Below are 25848 nucleotides of genomic sequence, written 5' to 3' on the forward strand. Positions count from 1 at the left end.
GGCGAAGCTACTGGTCGCTCTTACGGCCAAGCAGCCAAAGAAGATAGGGGCCGCCAATCAGCGCGGCGAAGAGACCGAGTGGGATCTGGTAGGGATAGATGACCAGCCGCGAAAGCCAGTCCGAGGCAATCATCAGGCCGGCACCAGACATCAGGGCTGCCATGAGCTGATGCGCCGGGCGCTGGAACCCAACCATGCGGGCCAGATGCGGCGCCACCAGCCCGGTCAGGCTAAGAGGCCCAGCGGCGAAGGAGCCGGCGGCGGTCAGCAAAGCGGCGAGCAGCGCAAGCGCAAGCCTTGCCCGCGCCACCGGAAGCCCGAGCCCACGGTTGACATCAGCACCGAGCGGGAGAATGGCCAGCCAGCGGCCAAGGAGGAACAGCGGCGCCACCAGCACGATTGAGGCACTCACTACAAAAGTTGCCTCTAGCGCCCCGACACGGTTGGTCGATCCCGACATCCAGAGAAGCAGGAGATAGCTGCGCATATTCCCTTGAGCGAGGACGAGCGTCACGAGCGCCATGGCGAGCGCACCGGCAGCCACCCCGGCAAGGAGAACCCTTTCAGCGGAAAAGGCGGATCGGCCCGTCATTGCGGTCATCAGCAGGAAGGTCACGAGTGCCCCGGCGGCCATGGAGCCGAGCATCACCGGCAGCGACGGGAAGGCAACGAGGAATAGCGCCACCGCAAGGCCCGCACCGGCACCGGCGCTGACCCCCAGCACCTCCGGACCGGCAAGCGGATTGCCGGTGATCCGCTGCATGATCATGCCAGCAGCGGCGAGCATCGCCCCTGCCCCGCCGGCCGCGAGAAGCCGGGGCAGGCGGAACGGCAGGAGGTCGGCGAACTCGCTGCCAAGGCTCATCTCCAGACCCTTGTCCGAGGCCCCGAGCGTCAATGCCAGACCGAAGATGCAAAGGAAGGCCACGCCCAGGACCGCGAGACCGAGTCCCGGACGCCGCAACCGCTGCAGGGGTACTGAACTCGCCGTTCGCAGCCCGAGAGTGCTCCGCACCCGCGGCAGGAGCAGAAGCAGCAGCGGCCCGCCGAGAAGCGCCGTGGCAGCACCTGCCGGTGCAAGATCGGAGAAACCAGGGCCGAGCAATTGCATCAGACTGTCGGCGGCAAACAACAGGAGGGCGCCAGCCAAAGCGGCAGCGGAGGTGATCTCTGCGGCGGTCCGCGCCCCGCAGTACCGCGCAATCGCGGGGGCAGCGAGCCCCAGAAAGCCAATTACGCCAACGATCGCCGTCACTGAGGCGGCCAGCCAGACCGCCAGTGTCAGGACTGCAAACCGAATGGCATGGACACTCACTCCGAGACTGCGAGCAGCAGAATCGTTCAGCGACATTACACGCAGCGGCCGCATCAGCAGCATTGTCGCAAGCCCGCCGAGCGCCAGACGCGGGAGGATCGAAAGAACGCCGCTCCAGTCCTGCTGGCTGAGCGAGCCCGATCCCCAGATGAAGATGGACATGACATATTCGCCACGTGCGAGGATCAACGCCACGCTGAGCGCGGCGGCGATCATCGTCACGATCATGCCCGAGAGTACCACAGTCACTGGATCCAGTTGCCGCCGCCAGCTCAGTGCCAGCACCACGGCGAATGACAGAAAGCCTCCGGCGAAGGCAATGATCTCACGGGGCAGCACCAGCAGGCCTGGCACGAGAGCGAGCGCTACCGACAGCGCCAGTTGCGCCCCGGCGGCGATGCCAAGCGTGGATGCATCGGCGATCGGGTTGCGCAGCACATGCTGCAGCAGGGCTCCTGACAGACCGAGCGCGGCGCCGACGAACAGACCAAGCGCAGCGCGCGGCATCAGGCTCTGCCAGATCAGGATCTCCCGCAGCATCTGCGCCTGCTCCGGTGACCCTGGTACGACCGGCATCAGCCAGATTGTCAGCAGCAGGAGCCCGAGGCAGCTGAGCCCCGCCCCTGCCAGAAGAAGACTGCGGCGAGCCTTCAAGCGTGGCCGTATGGGCTCAGCCATTCCATGCACGGGAAAGGCCCTCCGTCAGCAGCTCGGCGAACCGTGCCGCCGCCGGCAGCGCACCATAAGGACTGACGGACGCGAGGCTCAGCACCCGCCCCTTGCTTACCTGCGGCAGCGCATCCCAGAAGGCGCTTGTCTCCAGCGCCGCAATGGCGTCGGCCGGATGTGGTGGGATCAACACGATCCAGGCTTCCGGCATGGTCGCGAGTGTTTCGATCCCAACGGGCGCATTGGCGCTATAGGCCGTCGCGCCCTTCCAGGCATTCTCAAGCCCAAGGCGCTCAAGGACCGCACCGAACATGCTGTCGGCGCCGAAGACGCGGTAGTGCCGCGCGTCTCCCACGTTAACTGGCAGCACCGGCCGCCCATCCCCCGCCGCCATTACCTGCCGCTGGCGCAGCAGTTGAGCCTCTACTTCGTCGATCAGCTTCGCTGCCGCCGTCAGGTTTAACAGTTCGCCGATTTCCCCCGTCGCCTCCACCGCAAGTGCAAACGGGTCTTTCTCGGGCATATAGATTGAATGTGTCTCTACCGGCGCAATCCGCGCAAGCACGGGTTCGCTGGAGGCGTAGAAGTTAGAGTTGAACACTACCTCCGGCCCGGCATGGTAGAGCGCTTCGAAATTCGGCAGGCCGCGCAGGCCGAGATCCGTCACGCCTGGCGGCACCTGAGGAGTTACCGCCACCTCGCGGAACTGGCGAAGCTCTGCGCCTGCCACGACATTGGCGCCGATCGCCAACAGAGTTTCCAACAACGCCCAGTCCAGCGTTGCGACCCGCGTCCCTGCGGTGCCCGCAAAGAGGGGGGATGGCACGGCAAGCAGTGAAAGACCGGCCAAAACCTGACGACGCGTACAGGGAGGAGAGCCGGCAGTCATAGGAGGTAACAGACAGGGTGCTGGTGCTGCGGATGCTCGAAGACGCCCATGTCGACGCCGAAGATCTGCTTGAGCGTGTCGGATCGCATGACTTCCCGAGGACTGCCGCTCATCAGCACCCGTCCGCCGTTCAGCGCAATGATCGTATCGCAGTAGCGAGCGGCAAGATTGATCTCGTGAAGCACGACGATCACCGTTAAACCCTGTTCCTCAGCCAGCGTCCGCACCAGGGCGAGAACCCCTGCCTGGTGCGCAAGGTCGAGAGCGGACGTCGGCTCATCGAGGATCAGGCAGCGCGCATCCTGTGCCAGCATCATGGCAATCCAGGCGCGCTGCCGCTCGCCGCCCGACATGTTGTCGACGCGGCGATCGGCGAAGGAAGCAAGATCGGACCGCTGGATTGCCGCCTCGACGGCCCGACGGTCGACCTTACCGAACCGGCCGAGTGTCCCGTGCCAAGGAAAGCGTCCTAGCGCCACCAACTCGCGGACCGTCATGCCGTCAGCGCCCGGCGTAAACTGCGGCATGTAAGCGACCTGTCGAGCAAAGGCTCGACCGCTCCAATCGGCCAGAGACCGACCACTCCAGAAGACGTCTCCGGACGTCGGAGCTACCTGCCGCGCAATGATCTTGAGCAGCGTACTCTTGCCCGACCCGTTTGGCCCGACGAGGCCGCAGACCCTTCCGGCCTGAATGTCCATATCGATGCCGGACAAAATCGTCCTCCCGTTTGCCGAGAAGCCGACGCCGCTGAGAGACAGAAACCCGTCCGGCATGCCCTGTTCAACCATTCCGACTCTCGTTTACCACGTCTTGCTCAACTTGAGCGTTACGGTGCGTGCCTCGCCGTAGCCGCAGAAGGACATCGTGTTGCAGCCCGCCACATACTCCTTGTCGAACAGGTTGGTCACGTTGAGTGCCGCCTTCCAGTCGTTCTTTTCATAGCGGATACCGGCATCGAATACCGTGGCTCCCGGCACGCGCAACGTGTTGGCATCGTCGGCCCAAGATTCGCCCTTGTAGCGGACGCCAGCGCCGAGGCTCACGCCTTCCAGCACGCCCTGTGTCACGGTATAGTCCAACCACAGAGCCGCCTGCGCCTTCGGCACCAATAGTGGCGTGTTTCCTTCAAGAGCCGGCGTTCCCGGATAATCCGTGAATTTTATGTCCGTATACGACGCAGAGGCCAGAACCTTCCAGTTCTGGTCGATATTGAATTTACCCTCTAATTCAGCACCGCGCGAGCGGACATCGCCAACCTGCCGGTCGCCGACCGTCGGGATGCTGACGGTATAGTTCTGCTTGTCGATCTGGAAGACCGAAGCCATCAGAATGCCGTCAAACCAAGTCGGCTCATACTTGAAGCCGGCTTCGTACTGCTCGCCCTCCTCCGGCTCAAGTGCGCCATCGGCCCCACTACCAACGAGGGGGCTGAAAAATGTCGCTACGCTGACATAGGGCGTCAGACCGTTCTCGAACTCGTAGGCCACGCCTGCGCGGCCGCTCCAGGCGGTGTCTGTCAGGCTGGATAATGTCTGCGCAAGCCGGTCATCTACCTCGCTATCAAGGTAGTCGAAGCGACCATTGAGCGTCGCAATCCAGCCGTCGCCAAACTTGATCTGGTTCTGCGCATAAACGCCCACCTGATGGATCGTGTAGACCTGCTGCGTGAAAGGCGCGAGTGACGGGATTGGCAGTTCATACGGCAGATCATTCGGGTCAGCCGGGGTGGGATAGCTGCCCCAAGGAGTTGCCGTCTGATTGTTGTCGAGCTGGTAGTAGCGATAGTCGAGGCCGGCCATGAACCTGTGATCGGCGCCACCGACACTAAACTCGTTCTCAACACGGTTGTCGACGTTGAACGAGTCGGCCTGCGAGCGCACGTCGTCTGCATAAAGGTTGACAAGGCCATCGGTCTGGTCGGCAAAGTCGAACGGGTAAAGCTGTCGCTCGCGCTTGTCGAGATGGCCGTAACGCAGGTTCTGCGTGAACTTCCAACCACCATCGAACTCATGCTCAAACTCATAGCCGACCATCGCTTGGGTCATGCGACCGATGTCAAAGTCCTCCTCCCCGAGATACACGTCACGGTCTAGCCTGCCAAAGAATGGGTTACTGACCACGGTCCCGGAATAGGGCAGGAAGCCATTGGACGTATGGGTCTGGTCCAGTCTGCTGACATAGGCATAAACGTTGAGGCTCGTTGCCTCGTCCGGCTGCCAGGTCACCTGCGGCATCACGAAGCCGTGGATGTCCTCCTGCTCATTCGAATAGCCGTCGCCGCCTGAAAGCTTGCCTGTCATCCGATAGCTCATGGCGCTGTTGCCGCTAATCTCGTCGGAAACGTCGAACCCGGCAAAAGCGCTGCCGTTACTGTCGATGCCGATCTCGGTGTAGAAATACGGTTCGGCGGTCGGACGCTTGCGCACCAGGTTGACGAGTCCACCGGCGTTGGCGCCACCAAGAAGCACAGAAGCCGGTCCTTTAAGAACCTCGACGCGCTCCAGCATGAAGGGATCGATCTGAAAATTGCCGAATGCGTGGCTCGTCAGGGCCAGGTTATCGAGGAAGAGGCCCGTCTGGCTCGCGTTGAAGCCGCGCACGTAGATCCAGTCGGTATCCGGATCAGATCCGTAAGGCTGCGCGAAAACGCCTGGCGTGTAGACCAACGCCTGATCGACCTTCTCCACAACACCCCGGTCATTCAGCTCCTCGCGTCCAACGACAGAGACAGACTGTGGAATCTCGTTGATCGGTGTGCCTGTCTTGGAGCCCGTCGTCGTCTGCTTCGCGACATACCCGTTAACAGGTCCCACCGCGGATTGTCCGCCCGAGCCGCCCTCCGTTTCGATGACGATGGTTTCCAGCTGCGCATCCTGCGCCAGCGCCGGCGCCGCCGCAGCAATCACCGCTAAAGCAGGACAAGCCTTCAGAAGCTTCGTCATCACCCTCAAATCCCGCATGCTTCAACGCCCCAACCTGTGCCGCAGCCCCTGCCCGCGGCTTCTACAATAGGTGAGCAATTAACTCATCTTTACGTGGGCAGCTTGAAGCCATTTGCGACTTTTGAACGTTTTCGACGAATCTGACCGCCTTACCGCCTACATGTGCGCTTTGCGCCACTGGGAGGGTGTCATGCCGACCACCTGACCAAAAATACGGGTGAAATGCGCCTGATCCGCAAAACCGGTGTCGGCTGCCACCTCGCTCAAGGAGGTTGTGCGGGAGAGCAGCAACTGCTGCGCCCGCTTGATGCGCGCCTTCATCTGCCATTGGTGCGGCGCCGTACCGGTCGACGCCTTGAAGGCACGGCTGAAGTGGGATTGTGACAAGCCTGTGAGGGTCGCCAGTTCCTCAAGCCGGATGTTGCGCAGGCAGTTGCTGTCGATGAAGTCCAGCGCCCGGCGCAGTTGCCAGGATGCGAGCGCGCTCTTCTGCCGGGGAATACTACGTCCAAGCTTTATCGCATCGATGACCAGTGCCAGGGAAAGACCATCGCCATAAAGATCGTGCAGCGGCTGTGGATTGGCGCATTCCTCTGCAATCAGACGGGCAAGGGCAAAGATCTTTTGATCACTGAACAGCAGATTGGCCTCCTGGAGACGCCCTGGATCAAGATCATCTCCCAATCTTTGCAGAAGCGCGTCTGCATCGAAGTGGAGGTCGAGGTGACGCATGGTACGCACCCTGACTACATCCACCCAAAGATCCATGCCGGCAGGCACGTAGGAGATTGGCCGATGCTCGGTATCCTGAGGCAACGAGGCGCCGTTTGCCGTCATCTTGACGAGCGGCCGGCCCTCGCCTTCCATCTCCAGCAGAATGAACAGCCGTGGATCCTGCGCCACATAGTAGCCGCCGGCATAAGGGGCACATTCCACCTCCGTCAGATCGGCGGTCATGCCGTTCCACTGACGGCTGCGGATCTTTCCAACGACGCTGAAGCCGTCGATCCGGTTGTTCATCCGGGGCTGGAAGGTCATGGCAATAACTTGAGATTCAACAGAAACTTTTATGGGTAAATGTGGGATTGCTGTCAATCAGGCAGTTGCTGGCGAAGCGCAAAACGGGCGTCCCGGATTTCAGGAGGGGGAGACTGTGGGTGTATGCTTTGTCGAGCAAGACGGGAATCGCGTCGGCGGAACCTGAGGATAGGGACCAGCGCTTTTCAATCGATGCCGCCTGAACGGTCACCCATGTACTAGATGGACATTGTTACCTGTGTGTCGGGACGGGAACCCGGCCTTGGCTGGGGCGCCTGGATTCGAACCAGGGGATGGCGGTACCAAAAACCGCTGCCTTACCGCTTGGCTACGCCCCACCGTTTGACGGCCGCTCGGAAGGCGGCGAAACGCCGCTCCGGCGGTTGCGGGGTGATCTAGCAAAGCTTCGATGCGGCGGCAATCGGTGCAGTGACTGTTTTTTGAAGATTTCCCGAACCACATCGTGCTAGGCGCGGGCGAACCCAGGATGATGATCAGGCGGAAAGATTATGGCCGAAGACGACGATGCGAAGGAACCCGAGTTCGATCTCGTCTTTCAGCCCGCCTATGGCCGTGCGGTGCCCGTTGCGCCAAAGGTGATGCGGGTCACGGTCAACAACCCTTCCCCGTTCACCTTCCATGGCACGAATACTTATCTCTTGGGCCACTCTTCCCTTGCACTGATCGACCCCGGGCCGGAGGACGAGGCGCACTTCGAGGCTCTCATGGCGGCAATCGACGGGCGGGAAGTAACCCATATATTCGTCAGCCACACCCATCGCGATCATTCGCCGCTGGCAGCGCGGCTGAAACGGGCGACCGGGGCGATCACCGTGGCGGAAGGTCCGCATCGGTCGGCGCGACCGCTGTTCTTCGGCGAGGCCAATCCGCTTGCCGAAAGTGCCGACGCGGATTTCGTACCGGACGTTGCGATCGGCGACGGGGAAAAACTGGAAGGAGACGGATGGACCATCGAGGCGATCCACACTCCCGGCCACACCGCCAATCACACCGTGTTCGCGCTTGAAGGCAGCGGCATCCTGTTCTCCGCCGACCACGTGATGTCCTGGGCGACGACGATCGTGGCACCGCCGGATGGTTCGATGGCCGACTACATGGCTTCGCTCGACAAGCTGCTTTCACGCGACGACCGGCTGATGCTACCGGGCCACGGCGGGCCGGTGCGCGAGCCGCAGTCCTTCCTGCGCGGCCTTCGCACCCACCGGCGCATGCGCGAGCGGGCCGTTCTGGAGCGGATCAAGGCGGGCGACCGGCTGATCCCGGACATGGTGCGGGCGATCTATACCCGTACGGACCCGCGCCTGCACGGTGCGGCGGCGCTATCGGTGCTTGCCCATCTCGAAGACCTCGTCGAAAAGGGCCGTGTGACCACAGAAGGGCCTCCTTCTCTTGCCGGCGCCTATTTTCCGGCCTGACCTTCACCTCTACCCAGCACATGGAACATCAGCTCTGCCATTCCCGTTCTCCTGGCGAAGTGCGGCCGGACCGGTCGCACAGTCACATCAGCAGAAGCGAGGACCTCATGAAAACGATCGTACTTGCAGCCGCCGCGACGCTTATTGCCGCAAGCGCGTTTGCCCAGGTTCCCATAAAGGCGCCGATCGTAGTGCTTCCCGAAGCGGTGCAGGGCAATGCGCCCACCTATCTCTTTGCCGGCAATCTGGACGACTATGACATCTACGGCGCCGACGGCGACGAGATCGGTGAAGTCGAGGACGTGCTGCTCAACATGGATGGGACGGTTGCCGCTGTCGCAGTCGAAGTCGGCGGCTTCCTCGGCATCGGGGAAAAGGACGTTCTCGTCGACTGGAGCGCGCTGGAAGTGACGCGTGACGGGGACGACGTCCGCATCACCGCGCCGACGCTAACGCGCGAAGTGCTGGAAGACGCGCAGGCGGTGGATCTCGACAAGCTGGGTCTTGCTCGCGACTGATCCGGCGGAGGCGCCGCGGCGAAGGCTTTGACTCAGCCGCCGGCTATCCCCAGAAGCTCGGCGTCGAGGCGGTCTAGGAAATCTTCAGCGATCTCGGCACTCAGGCCCAAATCATGGGCGCCGTAGCGGGAGGCGATGCGAACATCGACGGAGGTCGTTTCTTCGTCCTCCCGCAGTCTGATCACCACGTCGAATGGCAGCCCCAGGAAGAAGGTCCGCGCTTCACCCTGGAGAAGCAGTTCGCCGCGGGTCGGAAGCAGTTCGTTGGCCGCTGGGAGCTCCTCCAGGGTCGGTCGCGGCCCAGGCCGCGGCAGCGGGACGGGAACCGATTGCGGCAGCGGAAACGCGACCCCCTCGTCGGCCGGCGCGTCCCCAGGCTCCTGCGAAGCATCGGGATCCTCTTCGTCACGCGTCTGAAGCGTGATGCGAGATGACAGCGCTGCTGCCTCCACGCCCTCCAGTACGCGGTCCAGAGCCCCTTCGTAACGGCGCCCGGTGAGGCCTGGATAGGCGCCGATCTGCGCGCGCCGGTCGGCCAACGTAGGGGCCGTGCGTCCCCGCAGCCATTCCTGATCGTAGTCGGGTTCCGTCAGAAAGAGAGGCGGATCCTCCGTGTCCGTCGTCACCTCGTGCAGTGCTGGCCGAGTGAGATAGGGGACGGCGCCGGCGGCGACGACGGCAATCGGGATTGCCGCATAGATCAAGGCCTTGGCGGACGCAAGTCCCCCCTCCGCGCCCTTCTGCCAGAGGCGCATCAATCCCAGGAGCGATAGCGGAACGGCGGCCGCGGCAATGGCTGCGGACACGAGAAGAAGTGCGAGAAAATCCGGCGTGCGCAGCGGCCCGAAACGATGTCCCAATGTCGCCAGCACGAACAGCAGGAGCGCTGCCAGCGCAATCCGGCGGGCCGCATAGGCGGAGTGGGAGATGGGCCGGACATAGCGGACGGTCATGGAATCACAGCATCTGGAATTGGCCTATGCATTCCTGACTGTGTAGAACAGGTCGGGGCATATTAAAATCGCAAATGCCCATACGGAGACACGCCATGCGACCAGCCATTATCGTATTCTCTGCCGCCATCCTGCCGCTGGCGCTGGCCGGTTGCCAGACGATGACGCCGGAGGAGCGCCGCGCAGCCGATCAGCGCAGCTGCGCGGGCTACGGTTTCAAGCCTGGCACCGATGCCATGGCCCGCTGCCTGCTCGACCTGGATCTCGACCGGCGTGCGGACATGCGCAGCTGGCGCGATCAGCAGGCACGCACGATGTGGGGGCCGATGTATGTGGAGCGGCGCATCATCATCAAGGAAGACTGAGGATGCGACTTCTCGGCACGGCGCTTTCTTCACGACGTCGCCAGGCAATCGCAGCCTGGGCGGCAGCAAGGCGCGCGATCGGTACGCGGAACGGTGAACAGGAGACATAGTCCAGCCCGATCTCTTCGCAAAAGGTGATCGAGGTAGGATCTCCCCCATGTTCGCCGCAGATACCAAGCTTCAGGTCACCGCGGGTTTTGCGCCCGCGCTCGGCGGCCAGACTGATGAGTTCGCCAACGCCATCCAGGTCGAGCGAAACGAAGGGATCCTGGTCAATGATGCCCTTGCGCTGATAGGTGGGGATGAAGCCGGCTGCATCGTCGCGCGAAATGCCGAAGGTCGTCTGCGTCAAGTCGTTGGTGCCGAAGGAGAAGAACTGCGCCGTCTCGGCAATGACATGCGCGCGAATGGCCGCTCGCGGCAGTTCGATCATGGTTCCGGCGAGATAGTCGATCCGCACGCCGGTTTCTCTTGCGACCTGAGCGGAGATGCGATCGATTGACCCTTTCACGTAGTCGAGCTCGGAGCGCAGGCTGACGAGCGGCACCAGGATTTCCAGCGCGACCGCCTCGCCCGTCTCGCGGGCCGCTGCAATGGCCGCCTCGAAAATCGCCCGGGCCTGCATTTCCGCGATCTCCGGGTAGGAGATGGCGAGGCGGCAGCCGCGATGGCCGAGCATCGGATTGAACTCGTGCAGCGCCTCCACCCGCCGGCGCAGAAAGCCCGCCTCCATCTGCATGGCCGCCGCGACCTCTTCGACCTCCTCCTCCGACTTCGGCAGAAATTCATGGAGCGGCGGGTCGAGGAGGCGGATCGTCACCGGCAGGCCGTGCATGATGGAGAAGAGATCGGTGAAATCGGAGCGCTGCATCGGCAGAAGCTTTGCCAGAGCTGCGCGCCTGCCCGCCTCGTCCTCTGCCAGGATCATCTCGCGCATCACATGGATGCGCTCGCCGTCGAAGAACATGTGTTCGGTGCGGCAAAGGCCGATGCCTTCCGCCCCGAAGGATCGCGCAGCATGCGCATCGGCCGGAGTATCGGCGTTGGCGCGCACGGTCATGCGGCGGGCCTTGTCGGCCCATTCCATGAGGCGTCCGAAGTCGCCCGAAAGCTCCGGCTGGATCATCGGCACGCTGCCCTTCAGCACGTGCCCTGACGAACCGTCGACCGTGACCATGTCACCCTTTTTCAAGATGATGCCGCCGGGGCAGACCAGCTGCTCGTGACGCAGATCCACCCGCATATTGCCTGCGCCGACGACACAGGGGATGCCCATACCCCGTGCCACGACGGCGGCGTGACTGGTCATTCCGCCGCGCGTGGTAAGGATCGCCTCCGCCGCGTGCATGCCATGAATATCCTCCGGGCTCGTTTCGACGCGCACCAGAACGACCTTGCGACCTTCAGCTTCCGCCACGACCGCTTCCTCCGCCGTGAAGGCGATCTCGCCTGCGGCCGCCCCGGGAGAGGCGGGAAGGCCGGAGCCGATCACGCTTCGCTCAACGCGCTGGTCGATCGTCGGATGGAGCAACTGGTCGAGCGATGACGGCTCGATGCGGCTGACCGCATCCTCTTCCGAGATTAGCCCTTCCCCCACCATGTCGACGGCAATCTTCATGGCAGCCCGCGTGGTCCGCTTTCCGGCGCGGGTCTGCAGCATCCACAACTTGCCGCGCTCGACCGTGAACTCCACGTCCTGCATGTCGCGGTAATGGGCTTCCAGGCGGTCGCAGATGGAAACGAACTGGCGGAAGGCTTCCGGCATCAGTTTCTCCATCGACGGCTTGTCGGAGCCGGATGACAGGCGCCCCTCCTCCGTCAGCGACTGCGGGGTGCGGATACCGGAAACGACATCCTCCCCTTGCGCGTTGACGAGAAATTCGCCGTAGAGGGCCCTTTCCCCCGTGGACGGATTACGGGTGAAGGCAACGCCAGTCGCGGACGACGAGCCGTGATTGCCGAAGACCATGGCCTGCACGTTGACGGCCGTCCCCCATTGCTCCGGAATGCGGTGCAGCGAGCGATAAGTCACGGCCCGCGGGTTCATCCAGCTGGCAAAGACGGCGGCGATCGCGCCCCAGAGTTGGACGTGTGGATCCTGCGGAAAGGTCTCGCCAAACTCCTCTTCAATCAGGCGCTTGTAGAGCCCGACGACATGCTCCAACTCAAACGCAGAGAGGTCGGTGTCGTAGTCATGGCCGCGGCGCGCCTTTTCGTCTTCGAGAACCTCCTCGAAGATTTCGTGGTCGATGCCCATCACCACGTCGGCATACATCTGGATGAAACGCCGGTAGCTGTCCCAGGCAAAGCGCGCGTCGGCCGCGTCGTTGCCAAGTGCCTGGACGGTTTCATCGTTCAGGCCGAGGTTGAGGACCGTGTCCATCATGCCAGGCATGGAAGCCCGCGCGCCGGAGCGAATGGAAAGGAGAAGCGGCTTGCTGCTGCCGCCGAAGGTGCGGCCGGTCTCGGCCTCCATGCCGGCAATGCCAGCCAGCACCTGCGCCTTCAGGTCTTCCGGTAGGGAGCAATTGTTGGCGAAATACCAGGCGCAGGCGTCGGTGAGGATCGTCAGTCCCGGCGGCACCGGCAGGCCAAGATTTGCCATTTCGGCAAGGTTTGCACCCTTGCCGCCGAGCATCGCCACGTCTGCGGCGCTTCCTTCCGCCTTGCCTCCACCGAAGCGGTAGACCCACTTCCTCATCCGCCTGCTCCACCCAATGCAGTGTTTTTGGTTAGGCATACAGTTTCCGCTGCTGTTTGAAAACGTGCGGCGGAGCAATAATGTTGCAATGCAACAAAGGTCGAAAGCGGCGAGTGGGTCAGCTTGCCTCGCGCAGGAGCTCGGCCGTTTGCAGGTCAACCGAAACAAGCTGGGAAACGCCCTGCTCGGCCATGGTGACGCCGAACAGTCGGTTCATGCGGGCCATGGTGATCGGGTTGTGGGTGATGATCACGAAGCGGGTCTCGGTCGAGGCGGCCATCTCGTCCATCAGGTTGCAGTAGCGCTCGACGTTATGGTCGTCGAGGGGAGCATCGACCTCGTCGAGAACGCAGATCGGGGCGGGATTGGTGAGGAAGACGGCAAATATCAAGGCCATGGCCGTCAGGGCCTGCTCGCCACCGGACAGCAGCGTCATCGTCTGCGGCTTCTTGCCCGGCGGACGGGCCAGAATTTCCAGTCCGGCTTCGAGCGGATCGTCGGACTCGATCAGCTGCAACTCAGCCGTGCCGCCGTTGAACAGGTGCGTGAAGAGCCGCTGGAACTCCGCGTTGACGACGTCGAAGGCGGCAATCAGTCGCTCGCGACCCTCGCGGTTGAGGCTCTGGATGGCGCCGCGCAGCTTGCGGATCGCGTCAATGATGTCGTCACGCTCGCGGATCAGAGCCTCGAGCTTGTTGGACAGCTCCTTCTGCTCCTCGTCTGCCCTGAGGTTGACCGCACCGAGCCGCTCGCGCTCCATCTTCAGCCGATCCACCTCGCGCTCGATGTCCCTGACATCGGGAAGTGCCAAACCGGGGGCGATGCCAGCGAGCCGCATGACCTCCGGAGGAGACACGCCGAGGGCCTCCTGGATCCGCAGCTCGCTTTCGTGACGCCGTTCGGCGGAGGAGACCAGCCGTTCTTCAGCGCGGCCGCGCTTTTCCCGCGCCTCCGCCAGCTCGGCAAGTGCGGTGGTGGCGATGCGATCGGCATCGCGCTGACGCGTCTCCGCCTCGGCAAGCTTGTCCGTGGCCAATTTGCGCGCAGCTTCCGCCTTCTGCAGCTCCGACAGGAGGTTGCGGCGCGTTTCCTCGATCTCCTCCGGGGCGGCCTCCAGATCTGCAATTTCCTCGCGGGCCTCCTCCTCGCGTTCGCGAAGCGTCGCGACATGGCTTTCGGTGCTCGTCGCACGTGCCTGCCAGGCGGACCGCTCCTGGGCGACCGCGCTCAAGCGGCGGCGGCGGTTCTCGGCTTCTCGGTTTAGCCCCTCGTAGCGCGCCCGCGCCTCCGCCAGCATGCTCCGGTCGGTCGCCACCGCCAGCTGCTGGTCACGCAGGCGCTGGTCGATGTCTGTGAGATCCGGTGCATCCTCCAGTTCGATGCGCGCATTCTCCTCCTGCAGGAGGAGCTCATCGATCTGGATGCGCACATGGCTCTCCGCTTCGGTGACCACATCCCGCCGGCGAAGGAGGTCACCGGCCGCCCGCTCCGCTGCTGCGAGCGCGTCGCGTGCATCGGCAAGCTGACGCGCCACAATCCGGTTGCGCTCGCGCGCCTCGTCAAGACGCGTTTCTTCTGCAACGATCGCGGAGGCCGCATCCGAAAGGGCTGCTTCGGCGTCCGCAAGGACGATGGCCGCTTCCTCAATCTCTTCTTCCAGCTCTGCAAGGCGGTTCTTTTGCGACAATCGCAGCGCGGCAGCGCCGGGCGCTTCCGATCCGGCGACATGGCCGTCCCAGCGGTAGACCGCCCCTTCCCTGGTCACCAGCTTCTGGCCGGGCTTCAGCTCCGCCATCAGCCGCTGTGCATCAGTCGCATCCACGACGCCGATCTGCGCCAGGCGACGGGTTAGTTCGGGCGGCGCGGTAGCATAGGAGAGAAGCGGCGTGCAGTCGGTCGGAAGGGCCGGATCGTTGGAACCATCCCCATTGAGAGACCAAAACGACGGCGCCGCAGGGTTGATCGAACTCTCGAGATCATCCCCCAGCGCAGCACCCAGTGCGGCTTCATAACCGCGATCAACGCGAATCGCCTCGGCAACCGGCGGGAAATCGGCGCAGGCATCACTCGCCGCCAGCATCCGCGAAATCGTGCGTGCTTCCGTTTCCAGTCCATTGACCTTGGCACGAGCCGCTTCCAAGGGACCCCGGGCCTCAGCCTCTGATGACCGCGCCCGTGCCAAGCTGGCCTCAACGTCCTCCGCAGCGGCAGCAGCCTCCTCCACGGCATATTCCGCCGCTTCAACCACTTCCCGCCGTTCCGCCGGATCGTCCAGCGAGGAGAGCTTATCGGAGATAGACTGGAGTTCGGCTTCCGCATCCTGCAACTGCCGGTCCAGCTTCTGCCGACGCTCGCCGAGGTCGCGAATCTGCCGTTCCAGCTGTACGCGGGACGCGGCGGCCTCCGCACGTTCCGCGGTCACCGCAGCAAACTGTCTTTCGCTTTCCGCGAGCGTCGCTGCTGCGGCCTCGAAGATCTCGCGCACCTCCTCCGCCTCTGCGCCGCCATGCTCCAGAAGTTCGTTGAGCTCCTGCTCCTCCTCGTCGAGCTTTGCCAGGAAGCCGGCATTGTCGGCGACCAGCTGTTCCTCGCGACGAATATCCTCGGACAGTTGGAGCAGACGGCGGGAAAGTTCGTCGCGGCGCTTCAGGAGGCGCCCCGCTTCCTCGTCGAGCTGCGTGCGGGCGATCTGGATGCGCTGAAGGGTAGCCCCCGCCTTCGCCTCCTCCTCGCGCAGTTCTGGCAGCTTCAGGCTGACGATGGCTTGTGCCTTCGCCGCCTCCATCTGCGCATGCGCCTTCTCGGCAACGACGACCGTCGCCTGGTTCAGCGCCGTCTCGGCCTCCAGCTCTGCCTCGCTTGCCTGCGTCCAGCGGATATGGAGGAGCATGGCTTCGCGGGCACGGATGTCGGCCGATAACATCTTGAAGCGGTTTGCCTGCCGGGCTTGGCGCTTCAGGCTCTCGATCTGGCTTTCCAGCTGCGCAACGATATCCTCCAGCCGTTCCAGGTTGCCTTCGGCCGCGCGCAGCCGAAGCTCCGCCTCATGGCGGCGCGAATGCAGACCGGAGATGCCGGCCGCCTCTTCCAGCAGTTGCCGGCGCGCCTGGGGCTTGGCGTTGATCAATTCGCCGATGCGCCCCTGCCCCACCATCGACGGAGAGCGGGCACCCGTGGAAGCGTCCGCAAACAGAAGCTGGACGTCCTTGGCACGCGCTTCCTTGCCATTGATGCGGTAGAGCGAGCCGTTCTCGCGCTCGATACGGCGCGAGACCTGGATTTCGTCGGCATCATTGAAGGCGGCAGGCGCGGTGCGGTCGCTGTTGTCGAGGAAAAGCGAGACTTCGGCGGTGTTGCGGGCCGGGCGATTGCCGGAACCGGAGAAGATGACGTCGTCCATGCCGGACGCGCGCATGTTCTTGTAGGAGTTTTCGCCCATGACCCAGCGGAGCGCTTCGACCAGGTTGGACTTGCCGCAGCCATTGGGGCCGACAACACCGGTCAGCCCGCGCTCGATGATGAACTCGGTGGGTTCGACAAAGGACTTGAACCCGAGGACGCGCAGCTTGTTGAACTTCATGCCGCACCCCGGAAACGGACGGCGGACACGCGGGTGCCGCCGCCGGTCAGATCACCTACGGGCTCAGAGCAAGCTGTCGATAAGAGCCGACATGCTTTCAACAGACATGGCCCCCGCATAGCGCTTGCCGTTGATGAGGAAGGTCGGCGTCGAGTTGACGCCGAATTCATCGGCACCGCGCTTCATCGTGGCGTTCACATCATCGAGAAGCTGCTGGTTCGTCAAGCAGCCCTGGAAAGTCTCCTGTGAGAAACCAGCAAGTTTCGCCATTTGCAGCAGGGCCGCGCGGCCATCCTCAGCTGCAGCCCAGGTATTCTGCTGCTTCATCAGCATCGAGACCATCGGGAAATACTGTTCAGGCGTGCTGTGCTCCTGCGGGTTCGACGGCTGGCAACGGGCAAGCATGAAGGCTGCCGCGGCGCGTGGATCGAACGGGAACTCGCGGATGATGAAACGGACTTTCCCGGTATCGACGTACTTCGTCTTGATTTCGTCGAAGGTATTGTTGTGGAAGGTTGCGCAATGCGGGCAAGTCATCGACATGTATTCGATGATTTGGACCGGGGCATTATCCTCACCAATCGCCATCTCCGGCAGAGCACCTGGCTTCAGAGCCTCGCTCATGTCGACCTCGCCCTGTGCCTCCGGCAGTTCCTGAGCGAATGCGTCCGTTGCCGCAAGCGGCAGCGCCAGAACCAGTGCCGCAGTCGCGACACCTCCGAGAAGGGCTCGTCTTGTGATGTTCGTTCCGTTCATGTTCATCAGACACCTGCGTTGGATTACGAAAAGGTTGGCTTTCCGTAGCGCGGCCTTGAAGGAGGGACAAGGTGACCGCCAATGAAAAGCTTCAAAGCTTCGTGACATGTGGAAGCTGAACGCCGGCTATACGCCGCTTGATAAGGTCAGCGCATTTTCTTCTGCAAGACCGCAGTGCCAAGCCTTGTGACGGCCTTCTTGAGGGCCTCACTCTCGATCCCTTCCATCATGCCCTCCAGCCGTCTCGCCTCTTCTCCGCGCAAGGGTTTGGGAGGGCGCCGATGTTTTACGGACTGCGAGACCGGCTTCTGGATAATGCGGATCTGGCGCACCGCAGGGAAGCCGAAGAAGGCGTTGATGCGGGCGATTAACTCACCCTGAGCATGGGTCAGGAACAGCGCGCGCGCCCCTTCACAGGCAATCGTCAGCGTTCCCGCCTGATAGCCGCCCGCGTCGTCCGAGGCATCCCGCCTGGGCCAGGCGATCTTTTCCGGCCGGCTGCAATCGGCAAATTCCTGGCCGGCGATCTCGTCCCACGAGCCGAGCAATGCCGTGGAGATGCCTGCGCGCCGTGCCAGAACGGGATCAATGATGCCATTGGCAACTTCCGCGATCTGCATCTCGCCCTTGGGGCGGAAGGGCTTCGCTTCACGCGACATGGCCGTCCTCCAGCGCATGATCGCTGAAGACAGAGACCATGGAGAGGGCGCCGATCCCAATCAACGTGTTCGTGCGCATAGTGGGAAGTGTCATTGCCGTTCTCTCGTTGACGTCTGACGCTCCGGAGCGATAGGAGTGCCTTATCTTACGACCAGAGACTTTTCCAGCGACGTGTCCGCCACCTCCACAACTCAAGCATTGCTCGCCTGGTATGACAAGCACCACCGGGAGTTGCCGTGGCGGGTATCTCCCAAAGCGGCCGCTCAAGGGAAGCGGCCGGAGCCTTATCATATCTGGCTGTCGGAGGTCATGCTGCAGCAGACGACCGTGACAGCCGTGAAATCCTACTTCACGAAATTTCTCGACCTGTGGCCGAGGATAGAGGATCTGGCGACAGCTCCGACGGAAGACGTGATGGCGGCTTGGGCCGGGCTTGGATACTATGCCCGTGCCCGCAACCTCAAGAAATGCGCTGAAGCGGTCGCAGCACATCATGGTGGATCCTTCCCAGACACGGAAGAGGGCCTGCGCAGCCTGCCCGGGATCGGCGACTACACATCTGCTGCTGTCGCTGCGATCGCCTTCAATCGCCAGGCGGCCGTGATGGACGGCAATGTCGAGCGCGTGATCTCCCGTCTCTTTGCGATTGATGCCCCGTTGCCCGGCTCAAAGCCCTTCATGAAGCAGCGCGTGGTGGAACTGACGCCTGTGGACCGGCCGGGCGATTTTGCGCAGGCGATGATGGATCTCGGTGCGACGATCTGTACGCCGAAACGCCCGGCCTGCGCCCTCTGCCCGATCAACGACCGATGCCTGGCCCTTGCCGAGCACGATCCGGAGCGGTTGCCGGTGAAGGCGGCAAAGAAGGAAAAGCCGGTCCGTTTTGGCGCTGCCTTCGTCGCCGTTAGTCCAGAAGGAGAGGTTCTCCTGCGCCGGCGGATCGACAGCGGGCTTCTCGGCGGCATGACCGAAGTACCAACCACTGGCTGGACGGCGCGACAGGACGGCGGCCAGACGGCGGAGCACGCGCCTTTCACCGCCGAATGGGAGAGTTGTGGCGCGGTGACCCACGTCTTCACGCACTTCGAGCTGCGGCTTTCGGTGTTTCGAGCAGCGGTCACGCGCGACTCAGATACAGGCTGGTGGGAACCGGTGACGAACCTCCACGCCCAGGCTCTGCCGACCGTCATGAAAAAGGTAATTACACAGGCTATCCCTCTGGCCTTCCGGAAACACGCGAGCTAGCTGCAAGGAAAAACAATGGCAGGCCCGATCAACCATATCGTCTTCGACATCGGCAAGGTGCTGATCCACTACGACCCCAACCTGCCCTATCTCCGCCTGATCCCGGACGAGGACGAGCGGCGCTGGTTCTTTGCGAATGTCTGTACACATGAGTGGAACCTCGAACAGGACCGCGGCAGACCATGGAGCGAGGCAGAAGCACTGCTGATCGAGAAATTTCCGGAGCGGGAAGAGCAGATCCGGGCCTTCCGGCAATACTGGCCGGAGATGGTGCCTTATGCCTATGATGACAGCGTCAGGATCATGGAGGGGCTGATCGACGAAGGCCGTGACGTGACGATGCTGACGAACTTCGCAGCCGACACTTTCCGCCACGCCCGGGAGATGTACCCGTTCCTCAACAAGCCCCGCGGCGTGACCGTCTCAGGCGAGATCGAGCTGATCAAGCCGGACCGGGAGATCTACGAAAAGCACGCCGAGCACTTCGGGCTCGATCCCGCGGCAACCATCTTCATCGACGACTCGCCTGCGAATGTGGAGGGTGCACGTGCGGCGGGGTGGCAGGCGGTGCATTTCACAGATGCCGACCGGTTGCGGCAGGATCTGGCGTCCTTCGGCATCGACACATGAATGCAAAGTGACGCCCGGAGGTCAGCCTCCTCCGGGCGTCAGCTTATCCCCTTCCGGGACTAGAGGTACAAAAACCGGAAGGAGAAATGCGGGTCCGGCACGACAGGTGGATCGTCAGTCGAGTTTCGCCAGACCGTTGCGGATGACGGCTCGAAGGTTGTCGATGGGGCGGAGAGACTTGCCGTCCTCGTAATGCCAGAAGGTCCAGCCGTTGCAGGCGTCAAGACCCTGTACCTTTGCGCCAAGGCGATGGATGGAGCCGGCATCGCCACCGGCAGCCAGCGTGCCGTCGGCGCGGATGATGGCGCTCCAGCGGCGCTTGTCGTCCGTCAGAACCTGACCCGGCTTGACCAGACCGCTTTCCACCAGCGTGTTGAAGGCGACGCGCGGCTCGGCCTTCTTACCCGTCATCACCGTCAGTTCGGCCTTGCCCAGCGGTTCGACAGCGGCGATGCGTTCGGAAGCCGCGTCGATATAGTCCTGCTCGCGCTCGATGCCGACGAAGTTGCGGCCGAGACGCTTGGCGACGGCACCGGTGGTGCCGGTCCCGAAAAAAGGATCGAGGATCACGTCGCCCGGCTTCGTCGATGCCATGATGACGCGTGCGAGCAGCGCCTCCGGCTTTTGTGTCGGATGCACCTTCTTGCCGTCCTCTCCCTTCAGCCGCTCGCCGCCGGAGCAGATTGGAAACAGCCAGTCGGAGCGCATCTGGACGTCATCGTTGGACGCCTTGAGCGCCTCGTAATTGAACGTGTAGGACTTCGCCTTGGCGTCGCGGCTGGCCCAGATCATCGTCTCGTGGGCGTTCTGGAACCGGCGCCCCTTGAAGTTCGGCATCGGGTTGGTCTTGCGCCAGACGATGTCGTTCAAGAGCCAGAAGTTGAGGTCCTGAAGCATTGCGCCGACGCGGAAGATATTGTGGTAGGAACCGATCACCCAGATGGTGCCGTTCGGCTTCAGCACGCGGCGGCAGGCGAGCAGCCAGGCGCGGGTGAAGGCATCATAGGCCTGAAAGGAAGCGAACTGATCCCATTCGTCGTCAACGGCATCGACCAGCGACTGGTCGGGGCGGTGAAGGGTTCCGCCGAGCTGTAGATTGTATGGCGGATCTGCGAAGATCGCGTCGACCGAACGGTCGGGCAGCGCCTCGAGCGCGGCGACGCAGTCGCCCTTGATGATGGTATTGAGCCAGGTGCCGGGCCGACCCTGCTGACGCAGATCGGCAAGCGGAAGGACTGCTGCCATGGGATACTCGCTGTTACGCTTACTCGATACTTTACTGTCCGTTATGGTTACCCAACTTGGTTACGAAATGCTGAAGGCGGCGGACGATTTCGAGAATATCTGCGGCTATGGCAAGGAAGCTTCGCCTGCGGTAAAACCTCCCCCACGGAGAGAAGCGAGGCGATCGAGAAGCTGAAGGCGCAGGCCGATGCCATACGGGCACTCGGTGCCACCTCTCTTTACCTATTTGGGTCCGTTGCGAGAGATGAAGCCAATGCCGGAAGTGATCTCGACCTCTTCATTGATTATGATCCTGGGGCGCGCTTCAACGCCTTCGATCTGGTCGAGATCAAGCTTTTCCTCAAGGACGAACTGAATTTGTCCGTCGACATCACGACACACGACAGCCTGCACTCAATGCTGCACGACCGGATCGGAGATGCCGCGCTTCAGGTCTTTTGATGGTCAAATAAGTCCACCATTTCATCGCCGAGATGCTCGAAGCCGTCGCTGTAGTCGAGCATGCGGTTGGAAACCGATCCGTTGAGGAATACGAGTCGGACAGGATAACCCGGTTTGCTGTTGAACGAGCCATCGAGATCGTTTCCGACGCAAGTCGACGTATTTCGGACGAGCTCCTGGCCACCCAACCGGAGATCGAGTGGAAGAAGGTCCGAGGGATAGGCAACATACTGAGGCACGAGTATCACGGTCTCTCTGAAACCGTTATCTGGGGCGTTATAGTGGATGAACTGCCCCGTCTAAGGAGTGCATGGGTCTCGATGCGAGAAGCTGCACGACGGCCCTGATTGACCTCCATGCACCGCGTTGCTGTCGTCCGGCGCCTCTGCGCGCTCGTACATGCCGTAGTCGCGGACGATGTGGCCGATGCGAAGCCGGTAGTCAGCAAAGATGCTGTTGCGGCCGGCGTGTTGCGCTGCCCGGTGAGCTTCGAGGTTGCGCCACTGCCGGACCGCCTCGTCGTCGCGCCAGAAGGAGAGCGAGAGGAGCTTGCCGCGCAGCGTCAGGCTTTCGAAGCGCTCGATCGAGATGAAACCGTCGATCTTCTCCAGTTCGGCCCGCAGCTCGCCGGCCAGATCGAGATAGCGATGGCGTTCGCCCATGAAGGGCACGACCTCGAAGATCACGGCGATCATGGCGTCACCCCCGGGCCATGCGGCAGCGACATGTTCTTCAGGAAGATGCGGTCCTCCTTCAGGATGAAGGATTCGCGCCTGGCTAATTCGTAGTTTTGCCGGCCGAGGGGATCCTCTGCCAGGCGGGCACGGTAGGCTTCGTAGGCGGCGAGGCTCTCGATGTTGTAGACGCCATAGGCGGTCGTAGCCGAACCTTCGTGCGGCCCGAAGTAGCCAATAAGATCTGCGCCGCACCGTGGGATAGCCTGGCCCCAGTTGCGGGCGTAGTCGGCGAAAGCATCCCTGCGAATGGGATCGATCTCGTAGCGTATAAAACAGGTGATCATGTGTTTTCCTTTCGATGCATGGGCATCCTAGCCGGTTGCCTCGCATCCATGCTTCGGTTACGATCGAACTATGAAGGAAGGTCCGGATATTGCACGCATCGGTACGCTGATCGGAGATCCGGCGCGCGCCAACATGCTGACCGCGCTGATGAGCGGGCAGGCGCTGACGGCGACGGAGCTGGCGCAGGCGGCGGGCGTCACGCTGCAGACGGCGAGTTCGCACCTGTCGAAGCTGCAGGATGGCGGGTTGGTGTCGCAGCGCAAGCAAAGCCGCCATCGGTATTTCGCCTTGGCCGACCCCGCGACCGGAGCACTGCTGGAAGCAATCATGGGCTTTGCTGCCAGTCGCGGGCACCTGCGGCACCAGCCGGGACCGAAAGATCCGGCGCTTCGCAAGGCACGCGTCTGCTACGACCACCTCGCCGGCGACTACGGCGTACGGATGCTCGACAGCTTGCTCGATAGGCAGGCCATCCGTCCCGAGGGGGACGGCCTTGTTCTGACGCCAGAAGGCGAGCGCCTTCTGGGCGAGATGGGATTGCATCTTGCTCTGCTGCGCACATCGCGCCGGCCGATGTGCAAGTCCTGCCTCGACTGGAGCGAACGGCGCTCCCATCTCGCCGGCACTGTCGGCAAGGCGCTGCTTTCACACTTCCTGACGAGTGGGTGGGCACGGCGCAGCGAGGACAGCCGCGCCGTCGTATTCAGCCCTGAAGGTGAGCGACAGTTTGGGGCGCTGTTTCCGGCCTTCCGTGTGTCGCCTGCAGTCTGACACCTGAATAACTGGATCCCGCGACGCCGCTACAGAGCGTTGACCATTGGCAGCCCTGGCATGCGGAACCTGCCGCACCTTTCGCGAAGGCAGCTCTCAGGGTCCTCAGCATCTGCGCATGGGGAGTGAGCCGCAGGCCCGGCAGGATTGGCCGGCGTAGAGCCAGAGCGACGACTTGGCGCGCACGCTCGTCCCGTGCCTGGACGCTCTCGGCGGTACAATGAGCGTCTTTGTCCTGGAGCAGCGGCCCGCAGACGTCATCCGGCCCCTCCACGATCTCAATCTGCTCGCCCGCCGAAAGACGGCGAACGAGAGCGAGATAGTTGGCGACGAAAGCCGGGGTATAGCCTTCGCCAACAAAAGTCAGCATGCACAACAGGTGATGAGCGCGCAGTCGAACAACCACTTAGGCAGCAGCCTTGCTGCGGTGATCGTCGACGCCCTTGAGGATTGCGGCAGCGAGTGCCGACTTCAGGACAGCGCCCAGGATGAAGGGAGCGACGCCGAGCGCCCAGCCATTTTCCGCTCCGATCAGGCTGGCCAGATAGGCACCGCCGATCGCGAGGCAGAGCAGATTGGCAGTAAGATGCGCCGCGAAGCTACGCGCGACGCAGCGACCGGCCCAGCCTTGCGCGGCAAGCCAGCCGGCCAAGATGGCGATCAGCGGGAAAGACGCCAGGTAACCGGCGGTAGGACCTGCGAAAGGAGCCAATCCGCCCGAACCGCCTGCAAGCACCGGTGCTCCCAGGGCTGCCTCGCCCAGCCATGCAAGAACGGTGAGGCCGCCAAGACGCCAGCCGTAGAGCGCACCGACCATGGTTACGGCAAAGGTCTGCATGGTGATCGGCACGGGGTACATCGGCACAGCTATCTGGGATGCGACTGCCAGGAAGAAGGTGCCGGCAAGCACGAAGACGGCTTTCGTGACCAACGATCGCCCGACCAGGCGGAGCGGGTCGAAAGGGACAGAGACTTGGGTGAGAAGTGAAACCATGCGACGCTCCTTTGCGTTTTATAGATAATTCATTGATACGATCTATCTCTTTCCAGGATTCGCCTGTGCAGGCAAGTGGCGATGAGCCGGTGACCTAGTGAGAAGCCGCATCGACACCCCCACCCGAAAAATGAGATGGGCCGGCGCAGCGATGCTTGATGCCAATTATCTATAATCCTAGCCGACGATGGCGAAAGTCTCGCGCGTGGCAGGAGAGTCTGCGCCTCGCGGGCCGCGGCCGATCCATTGGACATGCTTCTGCAGGATTGTCGCGGCCTCTTGGGTCTTTCCTTGGCGAAGGGCCGCAAGAATCGTCCGGTGGTCGTGGTCCGTGCGCTTCTCCCAGCCGGACTGCCAGGCGGAGAATAGAAAACGTGCGCTGGCGGAATGCAGATCGTCGATCGAGGCCAGCAGCCGCTTCATGCCGCAGGGCTGCAAAATGAGACGGTGGAAGCGCCGGTTGGCGTCTTCCCAGGCGTGAACATCGGCTGCCGCGTCACCCTCGCGGGTGGCCTCTTCCGCAGCATCCAGGATAGCGGGCGTCAGGTGCCGCGCCGCATGGCGCAGCGCCAGCCCCTCGAGCGCCGCTCGCATTTCAGCCACCTCACGCACCTGCGAAAGATCGAAGGCGGCAACCCGCACGCCGCGGCGCGGCTCGCTGATTGCCAGACCCTGCGCCTCGAGGCGCCGGAAAGCTTCGCGGACGGGAACATGACTTGCTTGGAATTCTTCGGCAATGTAGTCCTGACGCAAGCGGGACCCAGGCGCGATTTCACCGCGGACGATGCGTTCGGCAAGGACGCGACTGATGCGACCGGCGATTGTGTCTTCCCGTTCCTTTGCCATGCAACCTCCTTAGATGGCGCCCCAGACGTTGTCGATAGCCGGTCGGTTCTGCCGGGCCTGCCATGCGGCGGCAAGAGTTGAGCATATGGCCCCGGTTGGATAAAAGACCCGCCTCACCTCCCCGGAAAGGCATATTCATGAATGGTCTCGACCTCATCATCTTCGATTGCGACGGCGTCCTCGTCGATTCGGAGATCATCGCGGCGCAAGTGGAATCGCGCCTGCTGACGGAGGCAGGATATCCGATCAGCGTCGAGGAGATGTGCGAGCGCTTTGCCGGCATGACCTGGCGCAACATCCTGCTGCAGGTGGAGAAGGAATCGGAGATCCCGCTTTCGGCCTCGCTGATCGATAAGTCGGAAAAACTGCTCGACGCGCGGCTCGCTCGCGACGTGAAGGTCATCGACGGGGTCAAGCTCGCGTTGTCGCGCTTGACGACGCGGCGCTGCATCTGCTCCAATTCCAGCATGCACCGGCTGGACATGATGCTGGAGAAAGTTGGACTAAAGCCTTATTTCGAGCCGAACATCTTTTCGGCAAAGACACTCGGGCCCGACAGGGTCAAGCCTAAGCCGGACATCTTCCTGCACGCGGCCGAACACTTCAGGGTTTCGCCGCAGAAAGTGCTGGTGGTCGAGGATTCCGTTCATGGGGTGCATGGTGCGGCGGCTGCGGGCATGCGGGTCATCGGCTTTACCGGCGGATCCCACACCTATCCGACGCATTCCGACCAACTTACGGATGCCGGCGCAGAAACGGTCATCTCGCGAATGAGCGACCTGCCGGCCATGGTAGCGGCGTTAAGCGACTGGGCGGTGGGGCTTTAGCC

25 protein-coding genes and 1 tRNA gene are annotated in these 25848 nt (G+C 62.7%); 9 read left to right on the forward strand and 17 right to left on the reverse strand.

Annotation, left to right across the window (positions count from 1 at the left end; genetic code table 11):
- Nucleotides 1-7: 7 nt before the first annotated feature.
- From fhuB to MUU54_RS01260, 6 genes are all read right to left on the reverse strand, one after another.
- Nucleotides 8-1993, reverse strand: coding sequence for a Fe(3+)-hydroxamate ABC transporter permease FhuB (gene fhuB / locus MUU54_RS01235; protein ID WP_281433164.1), 1986 nt, complete (start codon nt 1991-1993; stop codon nt 8-10).
- Nucleotides 1986-2873 (reverse strand): ABC transporter substrate-binding protein, encoded by an 888-nt coding sequence (locus tag MUU54_RS01240; RefSeq protein WP_247242193.1) that lies wholly within the window; start codon nt 2871-2873, stop codon nt 1986-1988. The genes fhuB and MUU54_RS01240 overlap by 8 nt, the downstream gene beginning before the upstream one ends.
- Nucleotides 2870-3649, reverse strand: a complete 780-nt coding sequence (locus tag MUU54_RS01245; protein ID WP_247242397.1) for an ABC transporter ATP-binding protein — start codon at nt 3647-3649, stop codon at nt 2870-2872. Before MUU54_RS01245 ends, MUU54_RS01240 begins: the two co-directional genes overlap by 4 nt.
- A gap of 27 nt (nt 3650-3676) precedes the next feature.
- Nucleotides 3677-5818: a TonB-dependent siderophore receptor gene (locus tag MUU54_RS01250; RefSeq protein ID WP_247242194.1), complete on the reverse strand. Its 2142-nt coding sequence runs from the start codon at nt 5816-5818 to the stop codon at nt 3677-3679.
- A 156-nt stretch (nt 5819-5974) separates the two neighbouring features.
- On the reverse strand, nt 5975-6856 hold the full coding sequence (locus tag MUU54_RS01255) for a helix-turn-helix domain-containing protein (RefSeq protein WP_247242195.1): 882 nt from the start codon (nt 6854-6856) through the stop codon (nt 5975-5977).
- 263 nt (nt 6857-7119) lie between these two features.
- Nucleotides 7120-7194: transfer RNA gene (locus MUU54_RS01260), tRNA-Gln, on the reverse strand.
- Between the two features lie 171 nt (nt 7195-7365).
- Here MUU54_RS01260 and MUU54_RS01265 point away from each other — a divergent pair.
- Complete coding sequence (locus MUU54_RS01265; RefSeq protein WP_247242196.1) at nt 7366-8292, forward strand: MBL fold metallo-hydrolase; 927 nt, start codon at nt 7366-7368, stop codon at nt 8290-8292.
- A 107-nt stretch (nt 8293-8399) separates the two neighbouring features.
- Nucleotides 8400-8810 carry a PRC-barrel domain-containing protein gene (locus tag MUU54_RS01270; RefSeq protein ID WP_247242197.1) on the forward strand — a complete coding sequence of 137 codons (411 nt, stop codon included), beginning with the start codon at nt 8400-8402 and terminating at the stop codon, nt 8808-8810.
- Nucleotides 8811-8842: 32 nt separating this feature from the next.
- Here the strand turns inward: MUU54_RS01270 and MUU54_RS01275 are convergent, their stop codons facing one another.
- A complete protein-coding gene (locus MUU54_RS01275; RefSeq protein ID WP_247242198.1) occupies nt 8843-9763 on the reverse strand; it encodes a DUF1499 domain-containing protein in 921 nt (306 codons plus the stop codon).
- Nucleotides 9764-9858: 95 nt separating this feature from the next.
- Here MUU54_RS01275 and MUU54_RS01280 point away from each other — a divergent pair, with 95 nt between their 5' ends.
- The gene (locus MUU54_RS01280) at nt 9859-10128 is read left to right on the forward strand and encodes a hypothetical protein (RefSeq protein WP_247242199.1); all 270 of its coding nucleotides are present in this window, start codon (nt 9859-9861) and stop codon (nt 10126-10128) included.
- Here MUU54_RS01280 and ppdK read toward each other — a convergent pair.
- The 4 genes from ppdK to MUU54_RS01300 all read right to left on the reverse strand — a co-directional run bounded on the left by ppdK (nt 10115) and on the right by MUU54_RS01300 (nt 17824).
- A complete protein-coding gene (gene ppdK, locus MUU54_RS01285) occupies nt 10115-12829 on the reverse strand; it encodes a pyruvate, phosphate dikinase (protein WP_247242200.1) in 2715 nt (904 codons plus the stop codon). The genes MUU54_RS01280 and ppdK overlap by 14 nt on opposite strands.
- A 118-nt stretch (nt 12830-12947) precedes the next feature.
- The gene (locus tag MUU54_RS01290) at nt 12948-16409 is read right to left on the reverse strand and encodes a chromosome segregation SMC family protein (RefSeq protein WP_247242201.1); all 3462 of its coding nucleotides are present in this window, start codon (nt 16407-16409) and stop codon (nt 12948-12950) included.
- Between the two features lie 63 nt (nt 16410-16472).
- Complete coding sequence (locus MUU54_RS01295; protein ID WP_247242202.1) at nt 16473-17171, reverse strand: DsbA family protein; 699 nt, start codon at nt 17169-17171, stop codon at nt 16473-16475.
- Nucleotides 17172-17311: 140 nt separating this feature from the next.
- Entirely contained in the window at nt 17312-17824 is a 513-nt protein-coding gene (locus MUU54_RS01300; protein WP_247242203.1) for a DUF721 domain-containing protein, read from the reverse strand.
- 172 nt (nt 17825-17996) lie between these two features.
- On the opposite strand from MUU54_RS01300, the gene mutY reads away from it, so the two are divergent.
- Nucleotides 17997-19070 carry an A/G-specific adenine glycosylase gene (gene mutY, locus MUU54_RS01305; protein WP_247242398.1) on the forward strand — a complete coding sequence of 358 codons (1074 nt, stop codon included), beginning with the start codon at nt 17997-17999 and terminating at the stop codon, nt 19068-19070.
- Nucleotides 19071-19085: 15 nt separating this feature from the next.
- Nucleotides 19086-19700 carry an HAD family hydrolase gene (locus tag MUU54_RS01310; protein ID WP_247242204.1) on the forward strand — a complete coding sequence of 205 codons (615 nt, stop codon included), beginning with the start codon at nt 19086-19088 and terminating at the stop codon, nt 19698-19700.
- Nucleotides 19701-19814: 114 nt separating this feature from the next.
- Here the strand turns inward: MUU54_RS01310 and MUU54_RS01315 are convergent, their stop codons facing one another.
- Nucleotides 19815-20945, reverse strand: coding sequence for a site-specific DNA-methyltransferase (locus tag MUU54_RS01315; protein ID WP_247242205.1), 1131 nt, complete (start codon nt 20943-20945; stop codon nt 19815-19817).
- A 192-nt stretch (nt 20946-21137) separates the two neighbouring features.
- Between MUU54_RS01315 and MUU54_RS01320 the strand changes: the two genes are divergently transcribed.
- Both MUU54_RS01320 and MUU54_RS01325 read left to right on the forward strand, forming a co-directional pair.
- Nucleotides 21138-21386 (forward strand): nucleotidyltransferase family protein, encoded by a 249-nt coding sequence (locus MUU54_RS01320; RefSeq protein WP_312038794.1) that lies wholly within the window; start codon nt 21138-21140, stop codon nt 21384-21386.
- A gap of 32 nt (nt 21387-21418) precedes the next feature.
- Nucleotides 21419-21733 carry a HepT-like ribonuclease domain-containing protein gene (locus tag MUU54_RS01325; protein WP_247242206.1) on the forward strand — a complete coding sequence of 105 codons (315 nt, stop codon included), beginning with the start codon at nt 21419-21421 and terminating at the stop codon, nt 21731-21733.
- On the opposite strand, the gene MUU54_RS01330 is transcribed toward MUU54_RS01325, so the two are convergent.
- Both MUU54_RS01330 and MUU54_RS01335 read right to left on the reverse strand, forming a co-directional pair.
- Nucleotides 21686-22081: an antibiotic biosynthesis monooxygenase family protein gene (locus tag MUU54_RS01330; protein WP_247242207.1), complete on the reverse strand. Its 396-nt coding sequence runs from the start codon at nt 22079-22081 to the stop codon at nt 21686-21688. The genes MUU54_RS01325 and MUU54_RS01330 overlap by 48 nt on opposite strands.
- Nucleotides 22078-22407, reverse strand: a complete 330-nt coding sequence (locus MUU54_RS01335; RefSeq protein WP_247242208.1) for an NIPSNAP family protein — start codon at nt 22405-22407, stop codon at nt 22078-22080. The genes MUU54_RS01330 and MUU54_RS01335 overlap by 4 nt, the downstream gene beginning before the upstream one ends.
- Before the next feature lie 70 nt (nt 22408-22477).
- On the opposite strand from MUU54_RS01335, the gene MUU54_RS01340 reads away from it, so the two are divergent.
- On the forward strand, nt 22478-23179 hold the full coding sequence (locus MUU54_RS01340; RefSeq protein ID WP_247242209.1) for an ArsR/SmtB family transcription factor: 702 nt from the start codon (nt 22478-22480) through the stop codon (nt 23177-23179).
- On the opposite strand, the gene MUU54_RS01345 is transcribed toward MUU54_RS01340, so the two are convergent.
- The 3 genes from MUU54_RS01345 to MUU54_RS01355 all read right to left on the reverse strand — a co-directional run bounded on the left by MUU54_RS01345 (nt 23112) and on the right by MUU54_RS01355 (nt 25019).
- Nucleotides 23112-23549: a DUF1284 domain-containing protein gene (locus MUU54_RS01345; RefSeq protein ID WP_281433165.1), complete on the reverse strand. Its 438-nt coding sequence runs from the start codon at nt 23547-23549 to the stop codon at nt 23112-23114. The genes MUU54_RS01340 and MUU54_RS01345 overlap by 68 nt on opposite strands.
- A 36-nt stretch (nt 23550-23585) precedes the next feature.
- Complete coding sequence (locus MUU54_RS01350; protein WP_247242212.1) at nt 23586-24173, reverse strand: biotin transporter BioY; 588 nt, start codon at nt 24171-24173, stop codon at nt 23586-23588.
- A 177-nt stretch (nt 24174-24350) separates the two neighbouring features.
- Entirely contained in the window at nt 24351-25019 is a 669-nt protein-coding gene (locus MUU54_RS01355) for a GntR family transcriptional regulator (RefSeq protein ID WP_247242213.1), read from the reverse strand.
- A 137-nt stretch (nt 25020-25156) separates the two neighbouring features.
- Between MUU54_RS01355 and MUU54_RS01360 the strand changes: the two genes are divergently transcribed.
- The gene (locus MUU54_RS01360) at nt 25157-25846 is read left to right on the forward strand and encodes an HAD family hydrolase (RefSeq protein ID WP_247242214.1); all 690 of its coding nucleotides are present in this window, start codon (nt 25157-25159) and stop codon (nt 25844-25846) included.
- Nucleotides 25847-25848: the final 2 nt, after the last annotated feature.

Origin of the sequence: Pseudorhizobium tarimense (assembly GCF_022968135.1) — a bacterium.
Lineage (GTDB): Bacteria > Pseudomonadota > Alphaproteobacteria > Rhizobiales > Rhizobiaceae > Neorhizobium > Neorhizobium tarimense.